Consider the following 19,421-nt stretch of genomic DNA (forward strand, 5'->3'; position numbering starts at 1 on the left):
GTCACACTCCTTTTTTCTATCATTAAAATTGTGTTTTTTCTAGCAAAAACTGTTTCAAATCGGCAATTGGCATACGGTTCTGTTCCATCGTGTCACGGTTCCGTACAGTAACTTGTTGATCTTCCACAGAGTCAAAATCAAAGGTAATACAATATGGAGTTCCGATTTCATCGTGGCGACGGTATCGTTTACCAATTGATCCAGATTCATCATAGTCCACCATGAAGTCCTTTGCTAAGTCAGCGAACACCTTTTGGGCTTCTTCAGATAATTTCTTTGAAAGTGGGAAAATAGCTGCTTTAAAAGGTGCAACAGCAGGATGGAAACGCATGACAGTACGAGTTGATCCATCTTCTAATTCTTCGACCTCATATGCATCTGTTAAGTAAGCAAGTGCAAGGCGGTCGGCACCTAGTGCCGGCTCAATGACGTATGGAATATAACGCTCGTTATTGTTTTCTTGATCAATATACTGGAAATCCTCACCGGAGTGTTCAGCGTGTTTGCTTAAATCAAAGTCTGTTCGTGAAGCGATTCCCCATAGTTCACCCCATCCAAATGGGAAATTATATTCCAAGTCTGTTGTTGCATTACTATAGTGGGAAAGTTCATCATCACCATGGTCACGCTTACGTACATTTTCAGCTGTTAGACCTAAGGACAATAACCAGTTATAACAGAATTCTAACCAATATTTTTGCCATTCTTTTTCTGTACCCGGTTTACAGAAAAACTCCATTTCCATCTGTTCGAATTCTCTTGTACGAAAGATGAAGTTACCCGGTGTAATTTCGTTTCGGAAACTTTTTCCGATTTGGGCAATTCCGAATGGGAGTTTTTTTCTCATGCTTCGCTGTACATTTTTAAAGTTAACGAATATACCTTGGGCTGTTTCTGGGCGTAAGTAAATTTCGTTTGTAGAATCTTCTGTAACTCCTTGGTATGTTTTAAACATTAAATTAAACTGACGAACCTCAGTAAAGTTGGTTGAGCCACACTCCGGACAAGAGATTCCCTCGTCTTTGATCATGCTTTCCATCTCTTCAAACGGTAGTCCGTCTACGATTATCTCTTGTCCCTTAGCAGCAAAATGGTCCTCAATTAATTTGTCGGCACGGTGACGAGATTTACAATCTTTACAATCAATCATAGGATCGTTAAAGTTCCCTAAGTGACCAGAAGCTTCCCATGTTTTTGGATTCATTAATATTGCAGCGTCTAGTCCTACGTTATAGGGCGATTCCTGAACGAACTTTTTCCACCAAGCATCTTTTAAGTTTCGTTTTAACTCAACACCTAAAGGACCATAATCCCAAGTGTTCGCCAAACCTCCGTAAATTTCTGACCCTTGAAAGACAAAGCCTCTATGTTTGGCGTGATTGACGACATCATCCATGTTTTTCGTCATCGTTATTCCTCCTTTTAATTTGAAAACTTACAATAATATAAAAAACTCTCGTCCTTGGGCTGCTGTGCCCAGGGACGAGAGTTGACTCCCGCGGTTCCACCCTGATTGACGTTCAAAGTTGCTGAAACGTCCTCTTTCGGTCTAAGTACTCTGGAATGCCGTTTCGCTAAATCTTACTTCGAGCTCCCACCAACCTCGAATCGCTATTAGAGTAGAGGATTTAGTTACTATTGTTCCTTCATAGTACGACTTTATTTTAGTTATTTTATATTAGCATACGGAAAAGATGGAAACAAGTTACTGCCTTCTAATTTTATCAAAAAGGGGATCCAATTCAAAGAAGGGGAGAATTTTTGATATAATAATGAAGCGGAAATGATATTGGAGGCTTGGATAATCATGGAATGGAAACAGTGGCGACATGTTTTTAAGTTAGACCCAAACAAAGAAATTTCAGACGAAGAATTAGAACGGGTATGTGAGTCAGGGACGGACGCGATTATCGTTGGAGGCACAGATGCAGTTACATTAGATGATGTACTGAATCTTCTGGCGAGAGTCAGGCGTTATTCAGTTCCTTGTGCAATGGAAATTTCCAATTTAGAGTCCGTTAGTCCAGGTTTCGATTACTATTTCATCCCCTCTGTCTTAAATAGTAAAGAGACAAAATGGATTATCGACTTACATCACGAAGCAGTCAAAGAATTTGGGGATGTAATGAACTGGGATGAGATTGTAATGGAAGGATATTGTATTTTAAACCAAGAAGCGAAAGCTTTTCAATATACAAACAGTACTATGCCAAATCAAGAAGATGTGGTGGCATATGCACAATTAGTTGAACGGATGTTCCGATTCCCAATTTTTTATTTAGAGTACAGTGGTACATATGGGGATCCGGAATTAGTAAAGGAAGTTAAAAATTATTTACATGATACGAAGCTTATATACGGTGGCGGTATTTCTGGAGCTAAAGAGGCGGAAGAAATGGCCAGGCACGCAGATATAGTAGTTGTCGGGAACATTATATATGATGACATCAAAAACGCATTACGTACGGTGAAAGCTGTTAAAAATACAAGTAAGGATGGGATATTGTGAGCTTTACGGCAAAAGACGTTATTAAAGGTATGAATCAACCACAGGCAAAAGCAGTTCAACATACAGAAGGCCCTTTATTAATTATGGCCGGTGCCGGCAGTGGGAAAACAAGAGTATTAACACACCGTATCGCATACTTATTAGGAGAAAAACAAGTGTCTCCTAAAAGTATACTGGCGATTACGTTTACAAATAAAGCAGCTAAAGAAATGAAAGAGCGTGTGTATCGTTTAGTTGGAAGTGAAGCGAATGATATTTGGATATCAACATTCCACTCCCTTTGTGTACGGATTTTACGTTACGATATTGACCGTATTGGATATAGCCGTAACTTCACAATTCTAGATACCGGTGACCAATTAACAGTAATTAAACAAGCGTTGAAAGATTTAAATATCGACCCGAAACGTTTGGAGCCGAGGGCTGTTTTAGGTGCAATTAGTTCAGCGAAAAACAAGCTGATGGGACCGGAAGAGTATGAGAAAGAAGCAGGACAAAATTTTTATGAACAACAAATTGCAGATGTGTACAAAATATATCAGAAAACACTGCAACAAAACCAGGCACTCGATTTTGATGATTTGATTATGCAAACGATTGTATTATTTGAGCGTGTACCAGAAGTGTTACACAACTACCAACGACGCTTTCAATATATTCACGTGGATGAGTATCAAGATACGAACCATGCTCAGTATCAGTTAGTGAAAATGTTAGCGCAACGCTATCAAAATATTTGTGTCGTTGGTGACTCTGATCAGTCTATTTACCGCTGGCGTGGTGCAGATATAAGCAACATATTGTCATTTGAAGAAGATTATCCAAATGCCCATGTCGTTATGCTAGAACAAAACTATCGTTCTACGAAGAAAATTTTGGATGCAGCAAACCACGTGATTAAAAAGAATACATCAAGGAAACCGAAAAAATTATGGACTGAAAATGATGATGGAGACAAGATCCAATACTTTCAAGCGGGAAGTGAAAAAGAAGAGGCATTGTTTGTAGCGGATGAGATTGACAAGTTAAAAAGGGAAGAACGGGTAAGCTATCGAGACGTAGCTGTTTTATATCGAACGAATGCCCAATCCCGAGCAATTGAAGACGTTTTTGTTAAAGCGAATATTCCGTATCAAATCGTTGGTGGGACGAAGTTCTATGACAGAAAAGAAATTAAAGACTTGTTAGCCTATTTACGATTAGTGGTGAATCCATCCGATGATATTAGTTTTCAGCGAGTTGTAAACGAGCCTAAACGAGGGATTGGCCGGACGTCACTAGATAAAGTGGTAGCTTATGCCGCCAGTAACGGAATTTCTCTTTACAATGCTGCTGCTGAAGCTGATTTTATTGGCGTGAGCAAAAAGGCGGCCAATGCCCTCGTATCGTTTCATAACCTTATTCGAAACTTTCACCAAATGCAGGAGTACTTATCTGTAACGGAATTAGTGGAAGAAGTGTTAGATAAAACAGGTTATATTGAAATGCTTCGTAATGATAAGACGCTAGAAGCGCAAAGCAGACTTGAAAACATCGATGAATTTAAAACCGTTACACAAATGTTTGAAAAAGATAGCGAAGAAGATAAAAGCCTTGTAGCCTTTTTAACAGATCTAGCATTAATTGCAGATATCAATAATGAGGAAGAAGATGAAGAGAAAGTTGTACTAATGACTTTACACTCGGCAAAGGGGTTAGAGTTCCCGGTTGTCTTTTTAATTGGAATGGAAGAAACAATTTTTCCACATAATCGATCGTTGCAAGATGAGGAGGAAATGGAAGAAGAACGACGTCTAGCATATGTAGGGATTACACGTGCGGAACAAAAGCTCTATTTAACCCATGCAAAAATGCGTACATTGTATGGTCGTACGAATATGAACCCTATTAGTCGATTTATTGAAGAGATTCCAAGTGAATTAATTGATCGTGAAGAAGAAGCCAACCCATTTGTCGGATTTCAATCGAATAGTTCTAACCAGTCATCTGTCGGACAATCAAAACGAAAACCTCAACGATTACAAAAGAAGAAATCTACTGGAGGAGAAAGTATTGATTGGGCGCCGGGAGATAAAGTGCAGCATAAAAAATGGGGAGAGGGTACGGTAGTGAAAGTACAAAGTTCAGGGGACGATATGGAACTGGACATTGCTTTTCCTAATATTGGTATTAAACGGTTGCTAGCTAAGTTTGCGCCAATTTCGAAAGGATAAATGAGGTGAACGACGTGGATACCCATCAAGCGAAAGAGAAAATAACCAAACTACGAGAAGAGCTAAATGAATATAACTATGAGTATTATGTACTTGACCGCCCAACGATTTCCGACCACGAGTACGATGAAAAGATGCGTGAGCTAATCCAGTTAGAAAATGAACATCCAGAACTAAAAACGGAAGACTCTCCTTCCCAACGTGTTGGGGGAGAACCCCTTGACGAGTTCGTAAAAGTTCAACATAAACTTCCGATGCTCAGTTTAGGAAATGCTTTCAATGAAACGGATTTACGTGATTTCGATAGACGGGTTCGAGAAGGTTCGGATCAACCTGTCTCTTATGTTTGTGAACTGAAAATTGATGGTCTTGCCGTTTCATTAACATATGAAAACGGAAAGTTTGTCCGTGGTGCTACTAGGGGTGACGGGAAAACAGGAGAAGATATTACGCATAATCTGAAAACCGTAAAAAGTATCCCGTTAAAGCTACAACAAGATGAAACCATTGAAGTGAGGGGAGAAGCGTTTATGCCAAAACGCTCCTTTGACTCCTTGAATGACGCACGTGCACAAAAAGGTGAGGAGTTGTTTGCGAATCCCCGTAACGCTGCAGCAGGCTCTTTACGTCAATTGGATCCGAAAATTGCTGCAAAACGAAATTTGGATATATTTATTTATAGCGTAGGTGAATGGCAAGGAGAACATTTGAATGCACACAGTGAACGGCTAGATTACTTAAAGCAACTAGGTTTTAAAACAAACCCAGAGTGGAAACGTTGCGAGACAATTGACCAAGTGATTGATTATGTTAAACATTGGACAGAAGATCGTCCACATTTAAGTTATGAAATTGACGGTATCGTTATTAAAGTAGACCAGATTGATGTCCAGGACGCATTAGGCTTTACGGCAAAAAGTCCTAGGTGGGCAATCGCTTATAAATTTCCGGCAGAAGAAGCGATTACGAAGCTTGTCGATATTGAATTAAGTGTTGGCAGAACAGGCGTTGTTACACCTACCGCCATCTTAGAACCTGTTAAAGTTGCAGGCACGACAGTGAAACGGGCTTCTTTACATAATGAAGACCTAATTCAAGAAAAGGATATCCGTATCGGTGATACTGTCGTCATTAAAAAAGCAGGGGACATTATTCCTGAGGTCGTAAGGGTTATCACAGAAAAGCGAACAGAAGACCTAGAACCATTTCAAATGCCAACACATTGTCCAGAGTGCGGGAGCGACTTGGTCCGTCTGGAAGAAGAGGTTGCTTTAAGATGTATTAACCCGAATTGTCCTGCACAATTACGTGAAGGATTAATTCATTTTGTATCCAGAAATGCGATGAATATCGATGGACTAGGTGAGAAAGTAATCGCTCAATTGTTTAAAGAAGACCTCGTTCATACGATTGCAGACCTATACAAACTAAACAAGGAACAACTGTTACAATTAGAGCGAATGGGTGAGAAATCGGTTAACAATCTATTATCGGCGATAGAAAAATCTAAGGAAAATTCGTTAGAACGGTTACTGTTTGGTTTAGGAATTCGATATGTAGGAAGTAAAGTAGCAGATACGTTAGCGCAACATTTTAAAACGATTGATGCCTTGATGAAGGCTGATAAGGAAGATTTAGAAGCAATTCAAGACATTGGGGAGAAAGTAGCTGATTCCATTGTCCGTTATTTTCAAAAGCCTCAAGTTGCATCACTGATAGAAGAGTTAAAACAATTAGGTATTAATACGAAATATAATGGGATAACAATGGAAGAAATAACGGAAGATTCACCGTTTGCAGGAAAAACCGTCGTCTTAACGGGAAAGCTCGAAGTGTATGGACGTTCAGAGGCGAAAAAGAAGATCGAAACGTTAGGTGGAAAAGTTACGGGTAGTGTAAGTAAAAAAACAGACCTATTGATTGCTGGGGAGGATGCAGGTTCTAAATTAGAAAAGGCAACCTCCTTAGGAGTTGAAGTTTGGGATGAAAACCGCTTTATAAGAGTATTACAAGAGGAATAAAGGAGGTGGAAGAATGAAAAGGTTTGTTACCACAATTGCCGCCTTTTTAACGATTGTTGCTGGTTGCGCACCGACATATGAAACGGAAGAAGAAATTGTACAGGAAAATGAAGAACAGCAAAACGAAACAGCGATTGTGCCTAAGGTGAATATTTCTGATGACTACTACCGCGTTATTCTCCCATATAAACAAGGGAAAGGTGAAGGGGTAATTTATGAACCGAGTGCGGCGAGGGGAGTCATCGTGAATCAGATGGCAAATCGGTTTGATATTGATGAAATTGAAACAGGCTTGCAAAGGCATGCTACAACTTATTTCTCAACGAACCAATATTACTTTCAAGAAGGGCAATATTTATCTGCTAACGTCATTTATGATTGGCTTGGACGAAGTATGAGCGATAAACAAGCGGAAGAATATATAAAGAAAAATCAAAATGTTAAAAAGGAAAATTTACAAATCGGTTTAAACCCACCTTTGGAAGACGATAAAGATGTTGAGGCATACCGGGAAGCCCCTAGGTATTTGTCCCATATATTAGAGCATAATTATTTATCTCGCACGGATGAAAATAAAGTAGTTTTAGGGGGACTTAGCATCGCCCTTGCTTTAAAATCATCCTATCGTTTTCAGTTAGAGGCGGGGCCAGATTATTACTATGAACCGATTGGTACGGATGAAATGGTAAGAGAAGGGAAGCAAATGGCACAAACGATACTCGAACGTGTACGAAATATGCAAAGCCTCCAAGACATACCGGTCATGATTGCCTTATATCGAGAACAGTCACACTCTTCATTAGTACCAGGAAACTTTGTAGCAAAAACCTACGTGTCAGCAGGTGATATGACGATTGATGAATGGGAGACTGTTAACGAAAAATATGTTTTATTCCCTTCAAAGACAGCGGAGCGGGAACATTATGAAGATGCAGTAAACGTTGAAGATTTCAAGCGAGAAGTAACGAAGTATTTTCCGAATTATATTGGAGTTATTGGAAAAGGTTTTTATATAGATGATGAACTCCGACAGCTAAAAATAAACATTCCAATTGAATTCCAAGGAAAAGCAGAAGTAGTAGGGTTTACCCAGTACGCATATGGACTTTTAGTCGATATCTTCCCAAATTATTATGATATTGAGGTTACTATTGAGTCGACCGAGAAACAAGAAGCCTTAATTACAAGAGATGCTGGAGAAGACGAACCATTCGTTTATATTTATCAATAAACAAATTCGTGAAAATGTTCAAAAAATTAAACAAACTTATTTGAAGAGTTCTGACTATTGCGTTAGAATGATAAAGGTGAAATGCTTTTATTTTACAAAAAGCGACATGATCGATACTAAAAGGAGGCGTTAATGGTGGTAGTACCTTATACTCATGAACCTTTTACGGATTTTTCTGATGAGAAAAATCGTAAAGTGATGGAAGAAGCTATTAATCAAGTAGAAAAAGAACTAGGCCAAGAGTATCCTTTAATTATTGGTGGGGAAAGAGTTACAACGGAAGATAAAATTGTTTCCTATAACCCTGCTAATAAAGAAGAGGTTGTTGGTGTTGTTTCTAAGGCTAATCAAGAACTTGCTGAAAAGGCAATGAAAATAGCAGATGAAACATTCCAATGGTGGAGAAAATCGAAGCCAGAAATGAGAGCCGACATCTTATTCCGGGCTGCAGCGATTGTTCGTCGCCGTAAGTTTGAATTTACTGCATGGCTTGTAAAAGAAGGCGGTAAGCCTTGGAAAGAAGCGGATGCAGATACTGCTGAGGCAATTGACTTCTTAGAGTACTATGGTCGCCAAATGTTACGTCTTAAAGATGGTGCTCCAATCAACAGCCGTCCAATCGAGTTTAACCGCTATAATTATATTCCGTTAGGTGTTGGTGTTGTTATTTCACCTTGGAACTTCCTATTTGCAATTATGGCTGGTACAACTGTTTCTGCAATGGTTACTGGTAACACAGTACTATTGAAACCAGCTAGTGCAACTCCTGTTATTGCATATAAATTAATGGAAGTTCTTGAAGAGGCAGGCATGCCTGCAGGTGTTGTTAACTACGTACCTGGTAGCGGTTCAGAAGTTGGAGATTACTTAGTAGATCACCCAAGAACACGCTTTATCAGCTTTACTGGATCCCGTGATGTTGGAACACGCATTTTCGAACGTGCAGCAAAAGTAAATGAAGGCCAAATTTGGTTGAAACGTGTTGTAGCTGAAATGGGTGGTAAAGATACAATTGTCGTTGACAAAGAGTCTGACCTTGAACTAGCAGCACAATCTATCACATATTCAGCTTTCGGTTTCTCAGGACAAAAATGTTCAGCTTGTTCCCGTGTTGTAGCACATGAGGATGTATACGACGAGTTGGTTGCACGTGTGAAAGAGCTAACTGAAGAAAACGTTAATGTAGCTGATCCTGCAGACGCTAATACTTATATGGGTCCTGTCATTGACCAAGGTGCTTTTGATAAGATTATGAACTATATTGAAATTGGTAAGAGTGAAGGTAAGCTCGTTACTGGTGGAGAAGGCGATGACTCTAAAGGGTACTTCGTGAAACCAACAGTATTTGCTGACCTCGACCAAAACGCTCGTATTATGCAGGAAGAAATTTTCGGTCCTGTAGTTGGATTTACAAAAGCTAAAAATTTCGATGAAGCGATTGAAATTGCAAATAATACTGATTACGGCTTAACAGGTGCTGTTATTACAAACAATCGTGAACACATCGAAAAAGCTAGAGAAGATTTCCATGTAGGTAACCTATACTTCAACCGCGGATGTACAGCTGCTATTGTTGGATACCATCCATTTGGTGGATTTAACATGTCAGGTACTGATTCAAAAGCAGGTGGGCCGGATTACCTATTAAACTTTATGCAAGGCAAAACGACTTCAGAAATGTTATAATAGAATAATATAAAGAAAGGCTCGCAATGATATTGCGAGTTTTTCTTTATGAAAAACTAACATTATATGGTAGGAGAGGGAAAAATGAGGAAGAGTTTTGCGTTGTTTTTCGTATTCTTATTTACAATAGGGACATTACTAGCTGGATGCAGCAGTCTCCCAAGTGCAAAAGAATCACTAGAAGATTCTTTCGACAAAACGTTAGAAGCCGAATCTTACGCTTTTGATACGTCGTTTTCATTGAACTTAAGCGTGCCTGAAGAACTGGTGACATCTTACGAAGAACAAATGGTTTTTAATATGTTAAAAGATGCGGAAGTTAATGTATCTGGTGTATATCAAAAGAACCCTTATATGATTGATAGTGAAATAGATGTAAGTTTAAAAGGTGCACTATCTATGAATCTTACAGTACCTTTTGTTATGACAGAAAATAAAATGTGGGTTCAAGTGCCAAGCATTCCGATGGCACAACTGCCAGATGGCCTGGAGGGTAGCTGGATTGAATTTGACTTTGAAGAGTTAGAGCAACTTGCAGCACAAACAGGAGAAGAAGTTGTACTTCCTAACTCTGATGACTATGAGTTGGCCGAAGAGTTTGGTAAAGAATTCACAAGTCTTCTATGGAAACATTTTGATGAAGAAGAATACTTTGAAGTAATGAAAGGCAAAGATACAGAAATTGAAGGAATTGACCATGCAGTTATATTTGAGGTTAAAGATGAACAACTGGAAAGCACTGTAACAACAGTAATTAATGACTTCCTTCCAGATATGTTAGCGTTGTTCGGAGAGGACAAGTACGCTGACCTAACTGGTATTTCAGAAGAAGACCTGGAAGTTGTCAAGGCGGAATTAGAAGCTGAAAAAGCTGAAATTGATGAAGCAGTTGCGGAGTTAAACGAAACGGTCTCTATTAATACTCTTGAATATTTACATGGTGTTAACAAAGATGGTTATGTCTCTTATCAAAAAGTAGATGTAAACCTCAACGTGAATGATGATTTTGGTTCTGCTGATGTTGGTTTTATCATTGAAACCAATTCTTATAACTTTAATAATGTTGACGAAAATATTTCAACACCAAGTGGCGATAATGTCATTCCGTTTCAACAATTAATGGAATTCTTCATGTACGGTTATTAAGAGTAAAAAAGGGAAGCGAGGAAAGGCCTATGATGAACATAGGTCTTTTTCCTATTTTTCAATAGGTAATGATTTTTCGGTTCGTGTACACCGTGGTAAAATAAAAGAGCTAAAGGAAATAGATAAATTGGTATTTCATAAGGAAATTTGCTATTATCAATAGTATTGTAAGGATGTTCGAATAATGTGGAGGTGAAATGAAAATGGCAAATATTTCGAAGGATCAAGTAAAGCACGTAGCAAAACTTGCGCGTCTTGCCATTACAGAAGAAGAAGCTGAAATGTTTACAGATCAGCTAAGCTCTATCATCGATTTTGCTGAGGAATTGAATGAATTAAATACAGATGACGTAAAACCAACGACACACGTCTTAGATTTAAAAAATGTCATGCGTAAAGACGAAGCTAGAAAATGGATTAGCCAAGAAGAAGCATTGAAAAATGCACCAGATCAGAAAGATGGTCAATTCCGGGTACCATCAATCTTAGAATAAAAGGAGGTAAATGACGTGTCACTATTTGACCATTCCATATCCGAAATTAAAGATATGTTACATAAGAAAGAAATAACGGTAAGTGATTTAGTGAATACATCACTAAAAAGAATTAAAGAAGTAGAGAATGAAGTGAAATCCTTCATTACGTTAGATGAAGAAAACGCACGAGCACTGGCAAAAACAATGGATGATAACATCGAAAAATCCAACAACCCATTATATGGACTGCCAGTTGGAATTAAAGACAACATCGTAACTAAGGGGTTACGTACAACGTGTGCCAGTCAATTTTTAGATAACTTTCATGACCCATTGTATGATGCGACCGTAACTGAGAAGTTAAAGGATGCCCAAGCTGTGACGATTGGTAAGCTAAATATGGACGAGTTTGCTATGGGTTCATCAAATGAAAACTCTTCTTACTATACTACTCGAAACCCTTGGAATACAGATTATGTGCCAGGCGGTTCCAGTGGAGGTTCTGCTGCCTCTGTTGCGGCTGGGGAAGTATTATTTTCTTTAGGATCTGATACAGGTGGTTCAATTCGTCAACCTGCAGCTTATTGTGGAGTAGTAGGTTTGAAACCGACATATGGACGTGTTTCCCGCTTCGGTCTAGTCGCCTTTGCCTCATCATTAGACCAAATTGGTCCAATTACAAAAACGGTAGAAGATAGCGCCCGCGTTTTAGAAGTGATCGCAGGCCACGACAAAATGGATGCTACTAGTGCAGATGTAGAAGTTCCAAAGTATTCTGATGCACTGACAGGTGATGTGAAAGGACTTAAGATAGCAGTGCCGAAAGAATATTTAGGAGAAGGCGTTTCTGAAGAAGTAAAGCATGCTGTTTTAGCAGCATTAAAGAAATACGAAGAGCTTGGAGCACAGTGGGAAGAGGTATCTTTACCTCATTCAAAATATGCACTCGCAACATACTATTTGCTATCTTCATCTGAAGCATCTGCGAATTTAGCACGTTTTGATGGAGTTCGTTACGGTGTCCGTTCCGAAAAAGCGAAAACGATGGATGAAATGTTTACATTATCCAGAAGTGAAGGGTTTGGTGACGAAGTTAAACGCCGTATTATGCTTGGAACGTTTGCACTAAGCTCAGGTTACTATGATGCGTATTATAAGAAAGCTCAAAAGGTCCGTACGTTAATTAAACAAGATTTTGATAAAGTGTTCGAACAGTATGATGTTGTCGTTGGACCGACAACGCCAACTCCGGCTTTTAAAGTTGGCGAGAAAATCGATGATCCGTTAACAATGTATGCGAACGATATTTTAACCATTCCTGTAAACCTTGCAGGTGTACCGGGAATGTCGATTCCTTGTGGTTTCTCATCAGAAGGCTTACCGATTGGACTACAGTTAATTGGAAAGCATTTTGATGAAAGTACAGTGTTCCGTGCAGCGCACGCTTATGAACAAGCTACTGACCACCATAAAAGAAAGCCGGATCTTGGAGGTGTGAAGTCATGAACTTTGAAACAATCATTGGATTAGAAGTACACGTTGAATTAAAAACACAATCGAAAATATTTAGTCCTGCAGCCAATGCTTTTGGATCTGAACCAAATACTAATGTAACCCCAATAGATTTAGGTTACCCAGGGGTATTACCGGTGTTGAACGAAGAGGCTGTCAATTTTGCAATGAAAGCTGCTATGGCTTTGAATTGTGAAATAGCCACAGATACAAAATTCGATCGAAAAAATTACTTTTATCCAGATAACCCGAAAGCTTATCAGATTTCTCAATTTGATCAACCGATTGGAGAAAACGGCTGGATTGAAATTGAAGTAGATGGTGTGAAAAAGAAAATCGGGATTACACGCATTCATATGGAAGAGGATGCAGGTAAATTAACACATAGTGATGACGGTTATTCCCTTGTAGACTTTAATCGCCAAGGTACACCGTTAATTGAAATTGTATCTGAGCCGGATATCCGTACCCCGAAGGAAGCATATGCGTACTTGGAAAAGTTGAAAAACATTATTCAATATACTGGTGTTTCCGATTGTAAAATGGAGGAAGGCTCTTTACGTTGTGATGCTAACATATCTCTACGTCCAGTTGGGCAAGAGAAGTTTGGTGTGAAAACAGAGTTGAAAAACTTAAACTCCTTTAACTTTGTACAAAAAGGCTTAGAGTTTGAGGAGAAACGTCAAGAAAAAGTGTTATTAACAGGCGGAGTTATCGAACAAGAAACGAGACGTTATGACGAACAAACGAAAGAAACAATCTTAATGCGTGTCAAAGAAGGTTCAGATGATTATCGCTACTTCCCAGAGCCCGATTTAGTTCCACTTTATATTGATGAACAGTGGAAAGAGGAAGTTCGCAAACAAATTCCTGAATTGCCTGATGCTAGGAAAAAACGTTACATTGAAGAGTTAGATTTGCCTGCGTATGATGCAATGGTATTAACGAGTACAAAGGAAATGTCCGATTTCTTCGAGGAAACCATTGCAGCAGGTGGAGATGCGAAACAAGCATCCAACTGGATTATGGGTGAAGTTTCAGGTTATTTGAACAAGCATCAAAAAGAACTTGCAGACATAGCATTAACACCAAACGGATTAGCAAAACTAATTGACTTAATTGAAAAGGGAACCATTTCCTCTAAAATTGCCAAGAAAGTGTTTAGTGAACTTGTAGAAAAGGGTGGCGATCCAGAGAAAATCGTAAAAGATAAAGGGCTCGTCCAAATTTCCGATGAAGGGCAATTAACAGAGATTATTTCTCGTATTTTAGATGAAAATGAACAGTCCATTATTGACTATAAAAATGGTAAAGATCGAGCACTAGGATTTTTAGTTGGACAAGTAATGAAACAAACAAAAGGCCAGGCAAACCCGCAAATGGTGAATAAAATCATCTTAGCGGAAATGGATAAGAGGTAGGACAATGACATTAGCACTTAACGTTAGTGCTAATGTCTAATTTATGCTTGTTTTGTATATTACAAAACAAGCATTTTTATAACCCTATATTTTAAGCAAGTTCATCGTTGGACATGAATATAAATAAAATAGAAAAGTTTTCCGTATGTCGAAAGTCCTAATCATATGTTGGAAACTTTCTATTTTTTGTGAAAAGATATATGATAGTAACTGGATTTCTTTTCCTTGTGTTTAATCTCATTTTTGTAGGTGAATATATATGAAAAGGGCAAGAATAATTTATAATCCAACTTCAGGTAGGGAAGCGTTCAAGAGAGAACTTCCTTATGTTATGGAGCAGCTTGAAAAGGCCGGGTACGAAACTTCTGCACACGCTACTGTGGGGAAAGGCGACGCAGCGAAGGCTGCTGAAGTAGCAGTACAACGAGAATATGATATCGTAATTGCAGCAGGTGGAGATGGAACGATTAATGAAGTTGTCCACGGTTTGGCGGGTAAAGAGTACCGTCCAAAATTAGGTGTTATTCCAGTTGGTACAACGAATGACTTCGCAAGAGCTATCCGGATTCCACGGGACATAAAACATGCTTTAGCGATTATCATAGACGGCCATTCCAGACCGCTGGATATTGGGCAAGTAAATGACTCACACTTCGTAAATATAGCCGGCGGAGGGAAAATAACGGAGCTAACCTATGATGTCCCAAGTAAGTTGAAAACTGCACTTGGACAGTTAGCATATTATTTAAAGGGTGTTGAAATACTTCCTTCCATCCGGCCAACAAAAGTCCGGATTTCGTACAATGATATAGTATATGAAGATGAAATTATGATGTTTTTAATATCAAATACAAATTCTGTAGGTGGATTTGAAAAGCTTGCCCCAGATGCAAAATTAGACGACGGCTTATTTGATATGATTATTTTGAAAAAAACAAATGTTGCAGATTTTGTTCGCTTAGCAGCAGCTGCATTAAGAGGCGCTCATATAAATGATGAACGAGTTATTTATGCGAAAACGGCTCACGTAACCATTGAATCTGAAGATGACATGCAATTAAATATTGACGGGGAATATGGCGGATTATTACCTGGGAAATTTGTCAACTTGCATCGACATATTGATTTTTTTGTGCCCGAGGACTACTAATAAAAGACAGCTGATCGAAAGCTGTCTTTTTTAATGTAGTTTTTCGTCAGCATTTGGAAAAACTATGTGGTAAAATGCTAAAGGATATATAAGTGAAAAGGGCGATTATACATGACAAAAGTGAAACCACCAGTATCAAAAAATGAGACAATTGAGTTAACTTTTGAAGATTTAACTCATGAAGGGTCTGGAGTCGGAAAAGTAAATGGTTATCCATTATTTGTTCCATATGCTCTTCCAGGTGAAACAGCAAAAGTTAAGGTAATTAAGGTAAAGAAAAATTTCGGTTTTGGAAAATTGATTGAGATTCAAGAAAAGAATGAGGATAGAATTGAGCCTCCTTGTGATGTGTTTTACCAATGTGGAGGTTGTCAAATACAACATATGAGTTATAATATGCAACTGCAAATGAAACAAAAGCAAGTACGGGATAACTTAAGGAAAATTGCGCATTTAGACAATGTTCCAGTTCGTAATGTAATTGGAATGGAGGACCCTTGGCGTTACCGAAATAAAGTCCAAATTCCTGTAGGTGCCAAGGACGGAGAAATCGTAACAGGATTTTATCAAAAAAAGTCTCATCGAATTATAGATATGGATACATGTCCCATTACGGATGAGCAAAATGATCGTATGGTGGAAGCTGTTAGAAGACTGGCCGAGGACGTAGGGATTGAACCTTATGATGAAGAAACCCATAAAGGGACACTCCGTCACATTATGGTACGAAACGGCAAAGAAACGAATGATTTAATGGTTGTACTCGTAACGAGAACCGAAAAATTGCCTTATAAAGAGAAGATTGTCGCTGATTTGCGTAAAGCCTTTCCGAATGTGAAATCAATTTTGCAAAATGTAAACACAAAAAAAACCAATGTCATATTAGGAAATAAAAACATTACACTATGGGGAGAAGACCATATTTATGACATGATTGGTGATATTAAATTTAAAATCTCTGCTAAATCATTTTATCAAGTAAATCCGGTCCAAACGAAGAAGTTATATGACAAAGCATTAGAATATGCGAATTTAACTGGGAGTGAAACAGTTATTGATGCCTACTGTGGGATTGGTACAATTTCTCTCTTCCTAGCCCAAAAAGCGAAAAAGGTATATGGGGTTGAAGTCGTACCTGAAGCGATTACAGATGCGAAAGTGAATGCACAACTTAACAAAATTGATAATGCCGAATTTTTCGTTGGACAAGCTGAAAAGGTGATGGACTGGTGGAAAGCACAAGGCCTGAGACCTGATGTCATTGTCGTGGACCCTCCTCGTAAAGGGTGTGACGAAACATTGTTACGAGCTATGATTGAAATGAAACCGAAACGAATTGTGTATGTTTCATGTAATCCTTCTACCTTAGCTCGTGACATCAACATCTTAAAAGAAGGTAGTTACGAAATGAAAGAAGTACAACCTGTAGATATGTTTCCGCAGACTACACACGTTGAAGCAGTTGCGCAGTTAGTATTAAAAGAAGAATCAGCGGATTCCATGTAAGGGATTCTGCTGTTTTTTTGTGCAATATTGGATATGCAAACAACATTTTGAAGGCATGGGGACTATTCTGTTAATGATCTAAGGACGACAACAGAATAGTCCCCTTCCTGAAGAAGAAAATGGAGGAGCGGTAAGTATAAACATTATGGAACTTGTAAATTTATCTTTTCCTGCCTTGTCTGTTCCAATCGTCACTAAACTTTTGACCATGTTGTTCCAGGCCGTGAATAGCAAAAAATAACGGTGTTGATATTATAAATGTTAAAAACAAAAACCCTTCCAGACCATAATAAAAGTAGTATTTAGGTGCAAGTAAGCTGATCCCCAGCATAGTTACTAATACACTAGTAATCCACACTATAAAGTTAAACATTATACTTATCCCCCTTGGCCTCTTTAAGTTTCGCGGCCAATAACTCAATCAGAGCATGTTGACTTTCAATTAGTTCCTTATGCTTCTTAACCTCATCATTATTATTTTTTTCATTAAAATATAACAAAGTTAATGCAAGTATAGTTGTGAATAGAAATAGTAGTTCCATTTTTTTCACCCTTTCGAATTAGGGATATTGAGTAAAATTTTTTTTATTAGATAGTATTTTAACCTCAATTTCCCATTTTCTCAAAAACGCTTACTGAAAACCGACCTAAATGGATATGATTTATATAAATGGAGAGCCTCTTTTTTATGATGACTAGTTTGTGGACCTATTGCAAAGAAAAGGAATTCACCTTCCCATCAATTTGCAGTTACTTTTGCTTTGAAACCATCTTTATAATACAATTTGAACTATAATCTATTAATGTTTTTCATATCGTTACGTTGGGGGCTAAAAGATGACAGTTGAAATTAAAAATGATATTGAAATAGCACGAGAAACAAAGCTAAAGCCGATTAAGGAAATTGCGAATGGTCTGAATCTTTTAGAAGAAGAATTAGAACCATATGGTCATTATAAAGCTAAAGTTTCTCTTGATTTAATGGAACGTTTAAGTGAAAAACCTGACGGAAAAGTAATATTAGTGACTGCGATTAACCCTACGCCTGCGGGTGAAGGGAAATCGACGGTAACAGTCGGGCTCGGACAGGCACTACAGAAACTTGGAAAAAATGCAATGGTTGCTATGCGTGAACCATCACTTGGTCCAACAATGGGATTGAAAGGTGGAGCTGCAGGGGGTGGCTACTCACAAGTGTTACCAATGGAAGAAATTAATCTTCATTTCACTGGAGATATTCACGCCATTACAACCGCTAATAATGCTTTATCCGCTTTTATCGATAACCACATCCATCAAGGGAATGAATTAAAGATCGATTCTCGGCGCATTGTGTGGAAGCGTGTCGTGGATATGAACGATCGAGCACTTAGGAACGTTATCGTTGGTTTAGGTGGCCCAGTTCAAGGTGTACCTCGTGAAGATGGTTTTGATATAACTGTTGCATCTGAAATAATGGCGGTTTTATGCCTGGCAACAGATTTGAACGATTTAAAACAACGTCTCGCTAAAATGGTTGTTGCGTATAACATAGATAAACAACCTGTTACAGTATCAGACCTTGGTGTTCAAGGTGCGCTAACCCTGTTGTTAAAGGATGCACTAAAACCTAACCTCGTCCAAACAATCGAACATACACCTGCGCTCGTTCATGGCGGCCCTTTCGCCAATATTGCCCATGGTTGTAATAGTGTTGTAGCAACAAAAATGGCACAAAAATTAAGTGACTTCGTTGTGACGGAGGCTGGCTTCGGTGCCGACTTAGGGGCTGAAAAGTTTTTCAATATCAAGGCACGATTAGCCGAAATTGAACCTGAGGCAGTTGTCATAGTAGCAACCGTTAGGGCTCTAAAAATGCATGGTGGTGCTGCAAAGCAAGACTTACATAAAGAGAATCTCAAAGCATTACAAGCTGGATTTCATAATTTAAAAAAACATATTGAAACAATCCAAGCTATCGGTCTCCCGTTCGTCGTGTCGATTAATCGTTTTGCGACGGATACAGAGGAAGAGCTTGAAGCATTACAAAAGTTGTGTTCGGAAAATAATTATACTCATGCGGTAACGGAAGTTTGGGAAAAAGGAGGTTTAGGAGGAATTGATTTAGCGGAACAATTACTACATGGAATCGACAATAGTAACGCTTCCTTTACTCCTTTATATGACGTAAACGAACCGATTGTTGATAAAATTGATAAGATAGCCAAAATTGTTTATGGAGCAGAAGGTGTGACATTTACAGAGAAGGCTAAAAAGCAAATTGAACAATTTCAGTCGTTAGGCTGGAATAATATGCCGATTTGCATGGCAAAAACACCATTTTCTCTCTCAGATGACCCCACAAAACAAGGGAGACCAACTAATTTTACAATTACAGTACGTGAACTAAAGCCTTCGATAGGAGCGGGATTCATCGTAGCATTAACAGGTGATGTTTTGACAATGCCAGGATTACCGAAAAAGCCCGCCGCATTACAGATGGATGTAGATGAAAGTGGAAATGTGTACGGACTCTTTTAAAAAACTATCCATCTAGCTAAGACAGAATAA

General features: G+C 38.6%; 15 protein-coding genes. 12 read left to right on the forward strand and 3 right to left on the reverse strand.

From position 1 onward, the window contains the following. Positions 1 to 22: 22 nt before the first annotated feature. Positions 23 to 1,408, reverse strand: a complete 1,386-nt coding sequence (locus NLW78_RS13510; RefSeq protein WP_254497684.1) for a glycine--tRNA ligase — start codon at positions 1,406 to 1,408, stop codon at positions 23 to 25. 399 nt (positions 1,409 to 1,807) lie between these two features. Between NLW78_RS13510 and pcrB the strand changes: the two genes are divergently transcribed. The 11 genes from pcrB to rlmD all read left to right on the forward strand — a co-directional run bounded on the left by pcrB (position 1,808) and on the right by rlmD (position 16,871). After that, entirely contained in the window at positions 1,808 to 2,509 is a 702-nt protein-coding gene (pcrB, locus tag NLW78_RS13515) for a heptaprenylglyceryl phosphate synthase (RefSeq protein ID WP_437181981.1), read from the forward strand. A gap of 29 nt (positions 2,510 to 2,538) precedes the next feature. Beyond that, positions 2,539 to 4,722 carry a DNA helicase PcrA gene (pcrA, locus tag NLW78_RS13520; protein ID WP_302328578.1) on the forward strand — a complete coding sequence of 728 codons (2,184 nt, stop codon included), beginning with the start codon at positions 2,539 to 2,541 and terminating at the stop codon, positions 4,720 to 4,722. Between the two features lie 14 nt (positions 4,723 to 4,736). Then, a complete protein-coding gene (gene ligA / locus NLW78_RS13525; RefSeq protein WP_254497686.1) occupies positions 4,737 to 6,743 on the forward strand; it encodes an NAD-dependent DNA ligase LigA in 2,007 nt (668 codons plus the stop codon). Between the two features lie 13 nt (positions 6,744 to 6,756). Next, a complete protein-coding gene (locus NLW78_RS13530) occupies positions 6,757 to 7,974 on the forward strand; it encodes a CamS family sex pheromone protein (protein WP_254497687.1) in 1,218 nt (405 codons plus the stop codon). 135 nt (positions 7,975 to 8,109) lie between these two features. Further along, a complete protein-coding gene (gene pruA / locus NLW78_RS13535; RefSeq protein WP_254497688.1) occupies positions 8,110 to 9,660 on the forward strand; it encodes an L-glutamate gamma-semialdehyde dehydrogenase in 1,551 nt (516 codons plus the stop codon). A gap of 84 nt (positions 9,661 to 9,744) precedes the next feature. Then, positions 9,745 to 10,806 carry a hypothetical protein gene (locus tag NLW78_RS13540; RefSeq protein ID WP_254497689.1) on the forward strand — a complete coding sequence of 354 codons (1,062 nt, stop codon included), beginning with the start codon at positions 9,745 to 9,747 and terminating at the stop codon, positions 10,804 to 10,806. A 203-nt stretch (positions 10,807 to 11,009) separates the two neighbouring features. After that, the gene (gatC, locus tag NLW78_RS13545; protein WP_254497690.1) at positions 11,010 to 11,300 is read left to right on the forward strand and encodes an Asp-tRNA(Asn)/Glu-tRNA(Gln) amidotransferase subunit GatC; all 291 of its coding nucleotides are present in this window, start codon (positions 11,010 to 11,012) and stop codon (positions 11,298 to 11,300) included. A gap of 15 nt (positions 11,301 to 11,315) precedes the next feature. Continuing rightward, on the forward strand, positions 11,316 to 12,788 hold the full coding sequence (gene gatA / locus NLW78_RS13550) for an Asp-tRNA(Asn)/Glu-tRNA(Gln) amidotransferase subunit GatA (RefSeq protein ID WP_254497691.1): 1,473 nt from the start codon (positions 11,316 to 11,318) through the stop codon (positions 12,786 to 12,788). Beyond that, entirely contained in the window at positions 12,785 to 14,215 is a 1,431-nt protein-coding gene (gene gatB / locus NLW78_RS13555) for an Asp-tRNA(Asn)/Glu-tRNA(Gln) amidotransferase subunit GatB (RefSeq protein ID WP_254497692.1), read from the forward strand. Before gatA ends, gatB begins: the two co-directional genes overlap by 4 nt. A gap of 259 nt (positions 14,216 to 14,474) precedes the next feature. Beyond that, the gene (locus NLW78_RS13560; protein WP_254497693.1) at positions 14,475 to 15,365 is read left to right on the forward strand and encodes a diacylglycerol kinase; all 891 of its coding nucleotides are present in this window, start codon (positions 14,475 to 14,477) and stop codon (positions 15,363 to 15,365) included. 111 nt (positions 15,366 to 15,476) lie between these two features. After that, a complete protein-coding gene (gene rlmD / locus NLW78_RS13565; RefSeq protein ID WP_254497694.1) occupies positions 15,477 to 16,871 on the forward strand; it encodes a 23S rRNA (uracil(1939)-C(5))-methyltransferase RlmD in 1,395 nt (464 codons plus the stop codon). Positions 16,872 to 17,031: 160 nt separating this feature from the next. On the opposite strand, the gene NLW78_RS13570 is transcribed toward rlmD, so the two are convergent. Both NLW78_RS13570 and NLW78_RS13575 read right to left on the reverse strand, forming a co-directional pair. After that, positions 17,032 to 17,244 (reverse strand): hypothetical protein, encoded by a 213-nt coding sequence (locus NLW78_RS13570; protein WP_254497695.1) that lies wholly within the window; start codon positions 17,242 to 17,244, stop codon positions 17,032 to 17,034. Beyond that, a complete protein-coding gene (locus NLW78_RS13575; RefSeq protein ID WP_254497696.1) occupies positions 17,237 to 17,413 on the reverse strand; it encodes a hypothetical protein in 177 nt (58 codons plus the stop codon). The genes NLW78_RS13570 and NLW78_RS13575 overlap by 8 nt, the downstream gene beginning before the upstream one ends. A gap of 295 nt (positions 17,414 to 17,708) precedes the next feature. Between NLW78_RS13575 and NLW78_RS13580 the strand changes: the two genes are divergently transcribed. Continuing rightward, positions 17,709 to 19,391 (forward strand): formate--tetrahydrofolate ligase, encoded by a 1,683-nt coding sequence (locus tag NLW78_RS13580; RefSeq protein WP_254497697.1) that lies wholly within the window; start codon positions 17,709 to 17,711, stop codon positions 19,389 to 19,391. The last annotated feature ends 30 nt before the right edge of the window (positions 19,392 to 19,421 follow it).

This window comes from Salirhabdus salicampi (assembly GCF_024259515.1).
Taxonomy (GTDB): domain Bacteria; phylum Bacillota; class Bacilli; order Bacillales; family Alkalibacillaceae; genus Salirhabdus_A; species Salirhabdus_A salicampi.

Coding starts and splice junctions, on each gene's coding strand:
- NLW78_RS13510 (WP_254497684.1), bottom strand. CDS start 1,408: ATGACGAAAAACATGGATGATGTCGTCAATCACGCCAAACATAGAGGC.
- pcrB (WP_437181981.1), top strand. CDS start 1,808: ATGGAATGGAAACAGTGGCGACATGTTTTTAAGTTAGACCCAAACAAA.
- pcrA (WP_302328578.1), top strand. CDS start 2,539: ATGAATCAACCACAGGCAAAAGCAGTTCAACATACAGAAGGCCCTTTA.
- NLW78_RS13530 (WP_254497687.1), top strand. CDS start 6,757: ATGAAAAGGTTTGTTACCACAATTGCCGCCTTTTTAACGATTGTTGCT.
- NLW78_RS13540 (WP_254497689.1), top strand. CDS start 9,745: ATGAGGAAGAGTTTTGCGTTGTTTTTCGTATTCTTATTTACAATAGGG.
- gatC (WP_254497690.1), top strand. CDS start 11,010: ATGGCAAATATTTCGAAGGATCAAGTAAAGCACGTAGCAAAACTTGCG.
- gatB (WP_254497692.1), top strand. CDS start 12,785: ATGAACTTTGAAACAATCATTGGATTAGAAGTACACGTTGAATTAAAA.
- NLW78_RS13560 (WP_254497693.1), top strand. CDS start 14,475: ATGAAAAGGGCAAGAATAATTTATAATCCAACTTCAGGTAGGGAAGCG.
- rlmD (WP_254497694.1), top strand. CDS start 15,477: ATGACAAAAGTGAAACCACCAGTATCAAAAAATGAGACAATTGAGTTA.
- NLW78_RS13570 (WP_254497695.1), bottom strand. CDS start 17,244: ATGTTTAACTTTATAGTGTGGATTACTAGTGTATTAGTAACTATGCTG.
- NLW78_RS13575 (WP_254497696.1), bottom strand. CDS start 17,413: ATGGAACTACTATTTCTATTCACAACTATACTTGCATTAACTTTGTTA.
- NLW78_RS13580 (WP_254497697.1), top strand. CDS start 17,709: ATGACAGTTGAAATTAAAAATGATATTGAAATAGCACGAGAAACAAAG.